Source organism: Lactobacillus sp. B4015 (genome assembly GCF_026536055.1).
Classification (GTDB): domain Bacteria; phylum Bacillota; class Bacilli; order Lactobacillales; family Lactobacillaceae; genus Lactobacillus; species Lactobacillus panisapium.
The window spans coordinates 223,607-236,623 of the sequence record NZ_JAFNOY010000001.1; the positions used below are offsets into that span (position 1 = coordinate 223,607).

The window sequence follows — 13,017 nt, forward strand, 5'->3', positions numbered from 1 at the left end:
TGAAAACCGACTTCACCTTTTACAATCACTTAACGTTATTTGCTTTAGTTGCTAAAATATCTTTTGTATTCGGATAATTCCTAATATTAAGGTCCTTATCTTGACTAGTATAAAGTAAAAAAGCAAATAATTGTACCGGTATACAATATTCCAATGGACAGAAATCTTTATCGTTTATAAATGATCCTTTTAATACATGCTTAGAAAATACTCCTTCTTGCCTACCAATGGAATATGCATGATCCGTTTGTTCATTTAAGGCTTTGAAAAGCTTATTAGCTCTTTCATAGCCATAATTTACCGGTGCTATAGTAATAGTATATGTTTCTTTATGCATTGAAGCAATAGGACCGTGTAAAAATTCTTCTACTTCAAAAGGCTGGAAATAATCTCTGACAGTTTCTAAAGATTTTAGTGCTCCTTCCATAATTGTACCTTTGTTATTGCCATAACCCAATAAGTATGCGTGATGGCAGTTTTTCAAATCAGCTGAGTTTTCTTCAAACCAATTCTTACTCTCTTTAATGATTTTGCTTAAATTGTTGACCGTTTTTTCTAAACGGCTAATATATTCATCATATTCTTTAACGGTCAGTTGTCCAGCTTTTTTAGCTGCTTCAAGCGCAATTAAATAAAAAGTAAGAATAGATGCACTATAGCCTTTAGTTTTTGGCCCAATGTGCTCAAAGCCGCAGGCTAGAATAATCTTGTTTTGCGCTATTTGTGAACATGAATTAACCCGGTCTTCAGTAATTACGAAATTATCACAATTTAAGCCATTTGCTCTTTTTAAGGCCGCAATTGTATTAGTACTCTCACCTTCTTGAGTAATAGCAATGATCAAATCATCATTTGTTGCCAATTGTTCATAATGAGCAAAATTATATGAGTTAACTGGAATTGTGTGCTTTTTCAAGATTTTTTCCATAAAAGGTTGTGCCGTTATACATGAATTAAAGGAAGTACCAGAGCCAATCAAATATATATTGCGGTATTTATTCGTATTAACCGCATAAGTTTGTGCAAAATTTTCATACAATTGTTCTCTTATGGAAATTATTTTATTAAGAGTATCTTCTGTTTCATCAACATAATCAATCATAGTCCAAGTTTTCAATTTTATTATCCTCTCCCCTGTTTAATAGCAGTATTTACTTAAAAATTCCGAAATATTTAAAAATTATTCCGAAGACAAAACAGCCGATCATAATCCAGGAAGTTTTTACATGCTTTTTTTGCAGTAACCAGTATATGAAGAATGTAACTGCTAATGGCAATAAATCCGGACATATTTGATCAACAATACTTTGTAGATTCAAAACAGTTTTGCCCGACTTAAAAACATAAGCAAAATTGATACTAACCATTGAAGCTATCATACCACCTATCACTGTCAATCCCATGACGGAAGCAGCATTAGTTGCTTTTTGAAATCCGTTACCAGTAGATAGGGAGTCAATTGCTTTAGTTCCCAAATCATAGCCAAGAAACAGGCCATAATACCTAGTCAAAAAATGAGGGATGTTGTATAAAATCAAAAATAATATTGGTCCAAGGATATTTCCTTTTAAAGCCAAACTAGTTCCGACACCGGCTGCAATAACTCTAAATGTTCCCCAGAAAAATGTGTCTCCAATTCCTGCCATTGGCCCCATCAAAGCAACTTTAATATTATTAATAGTTGAGATGAAAAAGCTGGAATTGGTAGCTGCTTCTTCCTCCATGGAAGCAGTAATTCCTAGTATAAAAGGCGACATAGCATAAGTAGTATTATAGACCTCAGACTCTCTGGTCAAAGCTTTACTCAACTCCCTTTTATCAGGATAAAGCTTTTTTAACACCGGAATAATTGAATATGCGAATCCAGGCGCCTGCATTCGGTCCATGCTATAACAGGCTGGCAACAAGAAAGCGCGCCAAAATACTGACATTAAGTCTTTTCTAGTTAATTTTTTTCCTTTAAAAATTTCTGCTTTAGATTTCATTGTCTGCTTTATTCCCTTCGACTCCACCGCTGTTAGATAATAATATTAATGCTGCAATTACTGCACCAACCATTGCTACTCCTATATTAGTAAGCTTAAAGAATGCAACCAAGATGAAACCCAAAAATAGGTATGGAGCAAATTTTTTGGTAAAGGTCAGTTGCATGAGCAGCGCAAAACCTAATGCCGGTAAAACACCAGCTGCTAAAGCAAATCCACCAGTGAGCCAATCTGGAATAAATTTCACTAGAGATTTGAATACTGGTGCTCCTAAAAGCATAGCTACCAATGCAATCAAGAATGGGAAAATAAAGTAATTAAATAAACCCAACCATTGATTTCTTTCCATAGTTTTAGTGTCGCCTCTGCCAGCAGCTTTCAATGACTTTTGACTTAAGATTTGATTTAAAGGCACGTAAGTAATATATTTTGTGGCCATCGCAAAGGCAGCAATCGGCATTACCAAAGCAAGCGCAATTTTAGGGTCAGTATGTGACTGCAATACTAATGCAGTACTAAGTGCACCTCCTAAAATAACATCTGGTGGTGCAGCATTGGCTCCAATTCCTACAATACCCATCGAAAGAAGTTCAATTTGAGCTCCTAAAATTAGACCTGTTTTAACATTTCCATAAACTAATCCTACAAGCGTACAAATTACAAGTGGTCTTTCCATCATGGTCATACCAAAAAGTCTTTCATCAATATGACCAATTCCTGCAATTAACGCAACTAAGAATGACTGAATCATAGTCTCCCCTTTCTTCTCAAACATACTTATTGTTTATTCCTAGTACAATTAAAAGTATCTGACAGATCTTCAAATTTATGGTTAGGCGTCGGTTGCATACCAACCTTTATTCCCTTAGAAATGATTCTCTTAAAAGAATCAATGTCCTCCAATGTTAAATTTAAATTATCACGAATCATTGGTGCATTTTTTCGAATACCACCAACAGTAATCTTTTCAATCCCATTCACTTGCTTGCAAATCTTTTCTGCATCCAAGGGATTATTGGTTAAGACCATAACGCGATAAGAACTATTTTGCGGATTATTTAAAAATTGAATAGCTCCCGCGATTGTTCTAAAACCTATTTTGGTACTGCTTGGTACAGCAAGCTTCATAGTACTCCGACGAATTTTATCGTTATAAACGGCATTATTCGCTACTAAAACCACGTTAGCCTGTACCCTCGGAAGCCAAGTCATAACAACTTGACCATGTACAAGCCGATCATCCATATGCATTGCTACAATCAAAACATTTTCCTCCCAACTTTTAAATAATACCTTTCGAAACATATTATACATATTTAAAATATTTTTGCAATATTTAATTAATATTTATTTAATTATATGATATAAAACCCTCTAGATTGAATTAAAATCAATCTAGAGGGTTATTTAAAAACAAAATTTAATAGATCTAAAGATCCTTTTCATCTGGCCGTTTTAGCAGTAACCAGTGTAACATTATTTAGACTCTTATTATTTTAACTACTCACAAATTATTTAATTTTTAGCTTTCGTGAGTAAATAGACAACTGAATTACCAAAAAATATCTCTTCCACCCATACTCCCATGATTTTATTTAATTTTGTCAGAATATGTTTTTCTTTGACTACGTCTAACAACAAGGGACACTCATCAACATTTGTGAATAAGACCCCAGATGTATTAAGACTAATGCAACTATGATAAATTATTTATATTTTATTATTTTTAGTAGACTATCCATATAGTATGAATCAGTCACTTTAGTGTAAAATAGATAAGTTAACTGCATTGCCTCATAATGTAGTGAGCTCTAAAAGTTGGATAAATAAATTTTATGACATTAGTCGATTCTTGCACCGCAGCCAAATGAGCCTGATTGCTTAATGGTTTTAGCAGCTGCTATAGCAGCCTTATTCAGGGCTCTTTGGCAAGTCTGTTCAGAAAGATTCCGAAGACAACTATTCTCAGTAAGTAAATACGTCACTAAATTAGCAAAGAAAGTGTCACCAGCTCCCATTGTGTCAACCGGATGTGAGATAGGTATTACATTTCCAATATATTTTCGGTTATTTTGACAGTCAACCAACAATGAGGGCTTAGCGCCATTAGTAAATAAAACTAACTTTGTTTTTTGTTCCTTACAAAGGTGCAGAATTCTTGTTACTTCAGTAGCTTGGGCTTCGGCCAAAGAAAACTGTGCTATGTCAACATTCTTTGCTACTCTTCCTAAATATTCATTAGTATGGTATTTAGCCATTTCTGAAAAATCAAAAGCAGTTGTGATTCCGTGTCGGTGAATTTGTCCTAATTCTTTTTCAGCATTGGCATGACAAGCACTGTAGACAACTAAGGCCGAGGTTAAAAGTTTAGCCAATTTTTGCTCGGTTAATTCTGGTAATTTACGTGGTCCCTTAACGCTGCTTACAAATTGGCGATCACCATCAACTAGATTGACAATCGTTTTTTCTGTTTTACCATCAATTCGATTGCAAAAAGTAGTATCAACTTGGTGCTTTTTTAGACTTGCAAGGATTAAATCGCCATCTTGATCATCAGCTACACTGCCAACATAATAAGCTTTAACTAGTTCCTTAGGAGCAAATACTGCAAAATTTACTGCATTTCCTCCAGGATATTTAATATTTTGATTTTGATAGTAATCGACCACATTGTCTCCTAGGCCTACAACATATTTTTTTGGCATAAGTTTAACCTTAATATTCAACAACGCGGTAATAACGTCTTTTAGTCAGTGGATGATTTCTAATTTTTTCAAGATGAATACTTACTCGGCGCAAAGCCGCCCACATCACGGCTGGTTCCACCAATGCCCTGAATTGTTTTGAAATATGGGTTAATGGAAAGCTTTTCATGTCAAATACAGTAAATTCGTTAGTATATTTCTTAGCAAAAGCAGCAACTCGTTCGTCTAAAGGACGGGTATTACCTTCAGATTCGAGTAAAATCACTGGGACATTTTTCTCCACTAATTCAAAGGTACCATGAAAGAATTCAGGTGAACTGACTGATTTGGTCCTCAGCCACTGCGATTCTTCCAAGACGCACATTGAGTAACAGTAAGTTGTCCCCCATAAATCACCTGAGCCAATCCAGATTTGATAACCTGCATTTTGATAACGTTCAGCGAATTGTTTAGCTTGTTCATCAACTTGTTTTGCAACGTCATTCATGTCTGCAGGCAAATATTTAAGCTCTTTAGCAAAATTATCATATTCCAAAAATTCACCTTTTTTTGCCATTATTTTTCCAATAAAGAAGTAAAATGCCATTTCTTGTGGATGGTATCCGAAAGTATTAACAGTGTATGTTGAATGTCTTTGTAATGGAGTATTATCTTTATTAACAAAAGAGACAGTTCTAATTCCCAATTTCTCCATCTTTTTAGCAATTGCAACTGTTTCCTTTGTATCACCAGATTTTGAAAGTAAAACAACTAGACTATCCTTTTGGATCTTTTTATTACCCGAAGCTAACAAATCAGCAGCTGTCGTTAAGTAGCTTGGGATATTAGATTTGCTTTCCATCCAATAATAAAAGGGTTGCATAACAGCATTAGATCCACCTGAGGCGGTAAAGAAAATATTTTTTATGCCATCATTAAAAAGCTGGATAGCAATTGCTTCAATTTTGTCACGTAAATTATAAACTTTTTCACCCTCATGAATGAATTTTTCAGCATCAAATTTTATCATTAGTTTTCCTTTCCATATTTAAGGTTTTAAAATGCCTAAATAAGCCATTAAAATTCCAAATACAAATATCCCTGTCAGAATGGCAATTGTTGAAACCTTCTTTTTAAGCAGCCAATAAATAAATAAGACACAGGCTAACGGCAATAAATTTGGTAAAATACCGTTAATCATACTATTCCAAGTTTGTGCATCATTACCTTGACCCAATTTACCAGCAACAGTTATTGTTACCATACTGGCAGACATGCCACCAATGACCATCAAGCCTAAAATTGAAGCACCGTAAGAAAATTTCTTAAGTAGACCAGTAGATTGAGCATTTTTCAACATTGAAGCTCCTAAATCATAGCCCTTAACTAAGCCAAACCAGCGAACAATTAAGGCAGGAATATTGTAGACAAGTAAAAATAAGATTGGTCCTAAAACACTGCCTTTCAGAGCAAAAGATGTTCCTAAACCAGTGGCTAAAATTCTCAATGTTCCCCAAAAGAAGGAATCACCGATGCCAGATAATGGTCCCATTAGTGCCGCTTTGACATTATTAATTGATTCAGGATCAAAATCATCTGGATGGTTAGCATTCTCTTCCTCCATCGCTGCCGTTATCCCCATGACAATGGTAGAAAGTGGGGGTGAACAATTAAAAAATGCCATATGTCTTTTTAATGCTTCACTACGTTGTTTTTTTTCAGGATAAAGCTTATTGAGTACCTTATTCATAGAATAGCTATAAGCCATATTCTGCTGACGTTCAAAATTCCATGATGCCTCCAAAGTCAGTGAACGCCAAAAGATGCCTTTTAAATCAGATCTGGTAATTGCCTTATTTGCCTCTTCAGAACTCATTATCGTTTCCTCCCTGATTAATTTTAGTCTGGCTATGATCAATTCTTGTTTCTAAATGTAGAATAATGTACATCAAACAAAATGCGAAAATCGAAATGCCTAAAATAGGAATCTTTAGATAGCTGTAAAGAGCAAACCCAAGCACAAAGTAAATTGCAACATTCTTTTTCAAAATCATTTGTAGCAATAGTGCAAAGCCTAATGCAGGCATAATTCCAGCTGCAACATTAATACCATTTTGCACAAAGTCTGGTATTAAATTCAATAAGTTGGTCATAACCGGTCCACCTAAGTAAAAAGCTAAGCCGACAAAAATAGCCCTTGGTAAACTCTTTACTGTAATAAAGCCATAGATATTCATTCGATTTAAGTGCCTAGAATCACCTTGTTCAGCATATTCATCGCCTTTTTTTAAAAAAATAGGCAAAACTAAAATTGTCAGTAAATTATCAATGATTAAATAAAGGGCTGCAACTGGGAAGGCTAAAGTAATTGCAAAACCTGCTCCCTTACCAGTAGAAATTGCAAAAGCAGTACCTAAAACACCTCCAGCAATTACATCGGGCGGCCTTGAAGCACCAATTGTAATTGCACCTATAAATGCCAACTCAATTGTTGCCCCCATTATTATTCCAGTTTTTAAATCGCCCATAACTAGTCCGGTTAAAGCCCCTGTTACAAGCGGTCTCGAAATATTACTTGTGCCAGTTAGCCAATCAACTGGAATAATTGCCGTAACCACAGCAAGTAATACTGCTTGTGTAAGAATATTCATATTTGACTTCCTTCATTTTATAATTTCTTAATCAAATCAATGCTTTTATCACTAGGTACCATTTGTGAGAAAACTCTTACGCCACTAGCAGAAAGCATCTTTAATTCCTGCTTATCTTTTGCAGTCAAATAGACGGCTGAAGTAACCTGCTCCGAGTTATCAGTTTTATTAGTGCCAGCAACATTAAGCTCTTTTATTTGCTTACATTCAGAAATCAGGTGCCAAGCATCTTGCACATTTTTGACAACTATTAAAAGTCGATATTTGTCCGTCACTCCTGAATTTATTTGTTGGATTGATTCAGCTATAGTTTTTACAACAACTTTTACTCCTTGTGGGGCGGCTAACTGTAAGGCCGTCATTTGTATTTCATTGTGAGCCGCATCGTCATTAGCAGCTAAAATACAGTTTGCATTAATTGCCGTGACCCATGAAAAAGCTACTTGACCATGCACAAGACGATGATCGACTCTCATTGCAACAATCATTTCAATCTCCTCAAAACTCTTCGTGTGTCAGGTGAAAATCTAGTTTGTTACAAAACGTCAAGCTCTTTTTGGCATTTTTAATTGAACTAGTAATGATATCATTGATATTCTCACCTGATTTTTGTTCAATTTTCAAAACTAATTCAATGATTAGTGGCAAAGACAAACCAGCAATTAAATAAAGATTTTTTTCACTGTCCAAATATTTCATCCAGCAGTTATTTACACTCCCACCAAAAAGATCGGTGCAAACTATGATAGTTTGGTTGTTATTTTGCTTTAAAAACGTTTTTATTTGGTGATCAATATTTGTTTCTTGATCAACATAAGCATTAATGTATTCAAGAAATTGAACATCACCAACAATCATTTTTGCTGATTGGACAACACCTTGTGCCATCGTTCCGTGACTCATACATAAGATTTTCATCTTCTACCTGTACTCCTTCTTTTTAAATTCTTTTTCTTAATAATCATTGCAAAAAGTGCAACTATTAAGTGGTATCGCTATTTTGAAGATTTATTTAAGCAATTAGTTAATCAGCTAATTGCTTAAAACCGGAATTTATCTGATTTTAATACGGGATTCGTTTGTAATAGCGTCTAACAGTGAGTGGATGCTTTCGCTTATCCGAAAGATATGCACTTACTCGTTCTAAAATTGTAGCTAAAACAATTGGTGAGATAATCTTTTTAGTTTCTGGAGAAATATCCATTTGGTAGTCTTTTGTATCAAAAATTGTAATTGTATCTGTAACTTGCGGTAAAAAGCGCTTGACTCTTTCAACTATTGGTCTTGAATAGTCTTCTCCTTCAAGAACAAGCACACTTACACCCTTTTCAACCAGTTCCAATGTTCCATGGAAAAAGTCTGCTGCTTGAACTGGTCTAGTTTTAATCCACTGCATTTCTTCCAAAATACACATGCCATAATAGTAAGCCTCTGTGAAACTGTCCCCAGCACCTGTAATAATATGGTAATTAGTATCTTGGAATTTGTCGGCAAATTTCTGGGCCATTGGTTCGGCCTGCTTCTTTACCTTTATTAATTCTTGTGGAAGCTTCTTGAATTCGTTCAAATATGAGTCATATTTTGCTTGTGTTATTTCGCCCTTTTTAAGCATTACTCGTAAAACAATCAATATTCCCTGTAAGTAATAGCTTTCAGAACTAGTATCATCTAAAACATCGTTATAAACGGAATAGGTTGCTTTTTGCTCAAGCGGTGTTTCAGGGCTACCCACCAAAGCCAAGGTTTTAACATTTTGCTTTCGACAAAAATCAACTAGCTCTAAGGTTTCTTTAGTTGTTCCAGATAAAGAAGGTATAACAACTAGAGAGTTTCGCGAAAGCATTTTACTTGGTGCCGCAATAAATTCAGCAGCTAAGATCCTATGGAATGGGAAATTACTTCTAGTGCGGGCAAATTCAATAGTTGAATCAAACAAAATACCCACTCCACCTGAGCCAATAAAGAAAATATTATCCGTGTCTGGAAGAACTGTATCAATTATTTGATTGATACTATCTTTTTTATTTATTGCTCCTTTTTGCGTATCCAAAAATCTTTGTTCATCAAAATTAAACATTTTTACCTCCTAAAAATTACCTTTGGTTATATTTTACGATTTAACATTAACACTGTTTATTACAAAGTGTCAATATTTATTTGACATTTTATTTTACCAAAGGTAATATTATTCTAGTAAGCGATTACATATATTTGGAAGGAGTAGAACATAATGATTACTTTATTTAGAATTGACGATCGGCTTATTCATGGTCAAGTTGCAATGGCCTGGTCTAGAATTGCCCAAGCTGATGTGATCCTAGCTGTTGATTCACGTGCAGCTAATGATAAATTGCAAAAAATGGCTCTCTTATTGGCCAAGCCTTCAGGAGTTGATGCCAAAATAATCGATCCAGTGGACTTCAGTCAAACTTACCAAAGGTTAAAAGAGCAAAAAGTAATGGTAGTAGTAGGTAATCCAATTGAAGCCAAAAAGATATTGGATTCTCCAGAAATTGATAACCAGCTCAAGGTAAATTTAGGAAACTTAAAAAGTGGTCCCGATAAGGAAAAAATTGCTGATGCAATATATGTCGATGACGCAGAAAAAAAGGCCCTAGCTTCAATTAAAAAAAAGGGCTTTAAAATTTACATTCAGGGTACCCCAACATCCAAAATGACTTCTTATTAATTTAGTCGTTTTACATTTTTTGAAAGGAAACGAGAAAATGATAATACAAAATACCTTAATAGCGCTGGTCGCTTATATTTCTCAGCTTGATGAACGTTATTTAGGTGCGTCAATGATGAATCGCCCTATCATTATTGGGCCGATAGTTGGACTTATCTTAGGAGACTTGCAAAAGGGAACTTTAATTGGTGCGGCACTTGAGGCAATGTTTATCGGAATTGTGACAATTGGTGCAGCTTTACCACCAGACGTAGGAGTAGCTAGTACAATTGCAACAGCATTGGCAATTCAAAGTGGAGCCAGTACAAATGTTGCAGTTACATTGGCCATGCCTTTTGCAGTAGTCGCACAAGGTTTGAATATGCTAGCCTTTACGCTTAATTCTTATACAATCAAAAAAGGTCGTGATGCAATTAAAAAACATCATTTAGCAAGTATGCAAAGATGGCAATTTTTTCCACTCATTCTAAGATTACCATCGGGAATACTTACATTTTTAGTTTTACAGCTAGGAACTACAGCTGCCCAGTCATTAATTTCATTATTACCAACTAAACTAATGACTTCTTTTTCGGTGGCTGCAGGACTACTTCCTGCTGTTGGTTTTGCCATGCTAATTCAGATGATGATTAATAAAAAAATTGCACCATACTTTTTCATTGGTTTTATCTTAACTTCATATTTAAAAATGCCAGTTATTGGTGTCTCGGTATTGGCATTATTATTTGCTCTTTTAATCGTTCAAAATTCAACTCAAAACAAGATAAAAGAATAACCGGAAAGGAGAAAAAATGACTCAAAAATTATCAACTAAAGATTTAAATCGTGTTTTCTGGCGCTCATTTGCATTACAAGGTTCGGAGTCTTACACAGATATGCAAGGAATGGGATATACTTTTTCTATTCTTCCTGCATTAAAGAAAATTTATTCCGGTCAAGAAGATAAACTTTATGAATCTGCTTTAAGAAACACCGCTTTATTCAACACTACCCCACACATTGCCACCTTTATTATGGGAATGTCATTAGCCTTAGAAGAAGAAAATGCGCAAGAACCTAACTTCGATGTTGAGGCAATTTCGTCTCTAAAAGCGGCATTAATGGGACCAGTTGCCGGAATCGGCGATACTTTATACTGGGGAACATTTAGAATCATTGCTGCTGGCATTGGGATGTCATTAGCGGCGCAAGGAAATATTCTTGGGCCAATTCTTTACTTTTTAATTTATACCACTCTTCACTTTATCGGACGCTACGGCGGTATTCGATTAGGTTATAATACTGGCGTCAAGGCAATGGAAAAAGCTTTTGAAGGAAATTATCTTGAGAAATTCACCTTAGCAGCATCAATTGTTGGACTTATGTCAATTGGCTCAATGACTTCTTCACTGGTCAATTTCAAAATAGCGGCAATTTGGAAAACTGCTAGTGGTACAATCAACGTACAAAACATTCTAAACGACATTTTTCCTGGATTATTACCTTTAGGACTAACGTTTTTAATGTATTACCTTTTAAATAAAAAAGTTAAAGTCATTTATTTAATTCTAGGAATATTTATATTGGCAATTGCTGGTGTTTATTTAAATATTTTAAGATAGTACTAATGGCAATTAATGGTATTAAAAAGAAGTTTTGCTTTTCTCTTATAAATAACTTTAAATAAAAATATCAAACTGCTGTTTTTGACCAGCAGTTTTTGAATTTCGCCACTTTGTTTTATACTTTAAATAAAGAAGTTTGGTAAAAATCAAATTTTTCTATCCGGCTAAGTTTGAAAATTTGCCTATTCTTACTAATGCAGTTTAAACTTGATACAGAGGTCAATTAATCGTACACTTAATACTTAATTATCAGCAAATTTAAGATTTAAAACTGCATACTAGATTAATCTAAAATCTACTAGTACAAAATATTGACTATTTTCGCTCAAATTAGGTGGATTCATTAATGATATATAAAGAAGTTAAAGAAAAAATATTTGATCAATATATCAAAAAAGCAAGCCAATCTGAACTAATTCCAGCAGAACGTAGCTTATCGGAACAGTTTCAAGTCAGCCGACCAACTATTCGAAAAGCACTAACTTCGCTTGAACAGGACGGATTAATTACCAAAAACTATGGCCGTGGGTATGTTATTAACCAAAAGTCTACTACCACTGATAAATATATTGATCACGAATTAAGCACATTCATTGGATTTTATGAAGATGCTGAGCATCAGCAAAAGCCCACTTCTTCCAAGGTTTTGCAACAGTCGGTTGAATATGCCGATGAAGATGTGGCTAAAAAACTTAATTTACAAAAAGGCGATCCTATTTTCGTTCTTTCACGAGTTAGGTACATTAAAGAAAAACCGATGTGCATTGCTACATCATATATTCCTCTAAAATTTGATAATGAGCTAGTTAAGGAAGACTTTAGTAAAAAATCACTTTTCACTGTCCTTAAAGAAAACGGGCTTCAATTGTCTAAAGCTAAACGAACAATTGAGGTCGTTAAAGTAACATCTTTAGACCACCTTTACTTGGACATTTCGAAAAATGAACCTATTCTAAAATTCACAAGCATCGGCTATACGAGTAAAAATATTCCCTTTGAATACGAGGTATCCAGATATCCTGCTTACAAGGTGAAATTTGAAAGTACTGTTTGCTAGCAAGATAGTTGATGTAAAGCTTCCTTAATAAAAAGACAAAATTAATCTTTTTAATTTCTACTGAAACTCATTGAAAAACAAAATAAGCTGCGGAATTCATTTTTACATGAACTCTGCAGCTTATTTTTTATTATGTTTTTTCGCAAATTTTTAAGTAAGTTTGAACCAAGTTAGCTACGGTGAAGCCAGACTTCTTAATTAGTTCATCACCGTCTCCACTTTCGCCAAAATGATCACCTAACAATAGTGTTAAAAAGATCTCGCAAATTGATACTCTGGCCCACTCTTAATCTTTTTTGCTAAGGGATAAATGACATTATCCTTAGTCGATTTTTCATTAAAATTAG

The 13,017-nt window shown here is 34.5% G+C and carries 15 protein-coding genes; 4 read left to right on the top strand and 11 right to left on the bottom strand.

Going from position 1 to position 13,017, the window contains the following annotated elements:
- Window positions 1–25 precede the first annotated feature (25 nt).
- The 11 genes from J3U71_RS01110 to J3U71_RS01160 form a co-directional block, all read right to left on the bottom strand.
- The gene (locus J3U71_RS01110; RefSeq protein ID WP_220268440.1) at window positions 26–1,117 is read right to left on the bottom strand and encodes an SIS domain-containing protein; all 1,092 of its coding nucleotides are present in this window, start codon (window positions 1,115–1,117) and stop codon (window positions 26–28) included.
- A gap of 34 nt (window positions 1,118–1,151) precedes the next feature.
- Window positions 1,152–1,985 carry a PTS system mannose/fructose/sorbose family transporter subunit IID gene (locus tag J3U71_RS01115; protein WP_220268441.1) on the bottom strand — a complete coding sequence of 278 codons (834 nt, stop codon included), beginning with the start codon at window positions 1,983–1,985 and terminating at the stop codon, window positions 1,152–1,154.
- The gene (locus tag J3U71_RS01120; RefSeq protein WP_258562387.1) at window positions 1,975–2,760 is read right to left on the bottom strand and encodes a PTS mannose/fructose/sorbose/N-acetylgalactosamine transporter subunit IIC; all 786 of its coding nucleotides are present in this window, start codon (window positions 2,758–2,760) and stop codon (window positions 1,975–1,977) included. The genes J3U71_RS01115 and J3U71_RS01120 overlap by 11 nt, the downstream gene beginning before the upstream one ends.
- 2 nt (window positions 2,761–2,762) lie before the next feature.
- Complete coding sequence (locus J3U71_RS01125; protein WP_267392366.1) at window positions 2,763–3,248, bottom strand: PTS system mannose/fructose/N-acetylgalactosamine-transporter subunit IIB; 486 nt, start codon at window positions 3,246–3,248, stop codon at window positions 2,763–2,765.
- Between the two features lie 578 nt (window positions 3,249–3,826).
- Window positions 3,827–4,690 carry a PfkB family carbohydrate kinase gene (locus J3U71_RS01130; RefSeq protein ID WP_220268443.1) on the bottom strand — a complete coding sequence of 288 codons (864 nt, stop codon included), beginning with the start codon at window positions 4,688–4,690 and terminating at the stop codon, window positions 3,827–3,829.
- A gap of 10 nt (window positions 4,691–4,700) precedes the next feature.
- Window positions 4,701–5,699: an SIS domain-containing protein gene (locus J3U71_RS01135; protein ID WP_267392368.1), complete on the bottom strand. Its 999-nt coding sequence runs from the start codon at window positions 5,697–5,699 to the stop codon at window positions 4,701–4,703.
- Window positions 5,700–5,717: 18 nt separating this feature from the next.
- Window positions 5,718–6,545, bottom strand: coding sequence for a PTS system mannose/fructose/sorbose family transporter subunit IID (locus J3U71_RS01140; RefSeq protein ID WP_220268445.1), 828 nt, complete (start codon window positions 6,543–6,545; stop codon window positions 5,718–5,720).
- Window positions 6,535–7,320 (bottom strand): PTS mannose/fructose/sorbose/N-acetylgalactosamine transporter subunit IIC, encoded by a 786-nt coding sequence (locus J3U71_RS01145; protein WP_220268446.1) that lies wholly within the window; start codon window positions 7,318–7,320, stop codon window positions 6,535–6,537. The genes J3U71_RS01140 and J3U71_RS01145 overlap by 11 nt, the downstream gene beginning before the upstream one ends.
- A gap of 17 nt (window positions 7,321–7,337) precedes the next feature.
- Window positions 7,338–7,808 (bottom strand): PTS sugar transporter subunit IIB, encoded by a 471-nt coding sequence (locus tag J3U71_RS01150; RefSeq protein WP_220268447.1) that lies wholly within the window; start codon window positions 7,806–7,808, stop codon window positions 7,338–7,340.
- A 10-nt stretch (window positions 7,809–7,818) separates the two neighbouring features.
- The gene (locus J3U71_RS01155) at window positions 7,819–8,238 is read right to left on the bottom strand and encodes a PTS sugar transporter subunit IIA (protein ID WP_267392370.1); all 420 of its coding nucleotides are present in this window, start codon (window positions 8,236–8,238) and stop codon (window positions 7,819–7,821) included.
- A gap of 145 nt (window positions 8,239–8,383) precedes the next feature.
- Complete coding sequence (locus J3U71_RS01160; protein WP_267392371.1) at window positions 8,384–9,397, bottom strand: SIS domain-containing protein; 1,014 nt, start codon at window positions 9,395–9,397, stop codon at window positions 8,384–8,386.
- 153 nt (window positions 9,398–9,550) lie between these two features.
- Between J3U71_RS01160 and J3U71_RS01165 the strand changes: the two genes are divergently transcribed.
- The 4 genes from J3U71_RS01165 to J3U71_RS01180 all read left to right on the top strand — a co-directional run bounded on the left by J3U71_RS01165 (window position 9,551) and on the right by J3U71_RS01180 (window position 12,670).
- Window positions 9,551–10,009, top strand: a complete 459-nt coding sequence (locus tag J3U71_RS01165) for a PTS sugar transporter subunit IIB (RefSeq protein WP_220268450.1) — start codon at window positions 9,551–9,553, stop codon at window positions 10,007–10,009.
- A 37-nt stretch (window positions 10,010–10,046) separates the two neighbouring features.
- A complete protein-coding gene (locus J3U71_RS01170) occupies window positions 10,047–10,784 on the top strand; it encodes a PTS mannose/fructose/sorbose/N-acetylgalactosamine transporter subunit IIC (RefSeq protein WP_220268451.1) in 738 nt (245 codons plus the stop codon).
- A gap of 16 nt (window positions 10,785–10,800) precedes the next feature.
- Entirely contained in the window at window positions 10,801–11,610 is an 810-nt protein-coding gene (locus J3U71_RS01175; protein WP_220268452.1) for a PTS system mannose/fructose/sorbose family transporter subunit IID, read from the top strand.
- Window positions 11,611–11,959: 349 nt separating this feature from the next.
- Window positions 11,960–12,670 carry a GntR family transcriptional regulator gene (locus tag J3U71_RS01180; protein WP_267392373.1) on the top strand — a complete coding sequence of 237 codons (711 nt, stop codon included), beginning with the start codon at window positions 11,960–11,962 and terminating at the stop codon, window positions 12,668–12,670.
- Window positions 12,671–13,017 lie beyond the last annotated feature (347 nt).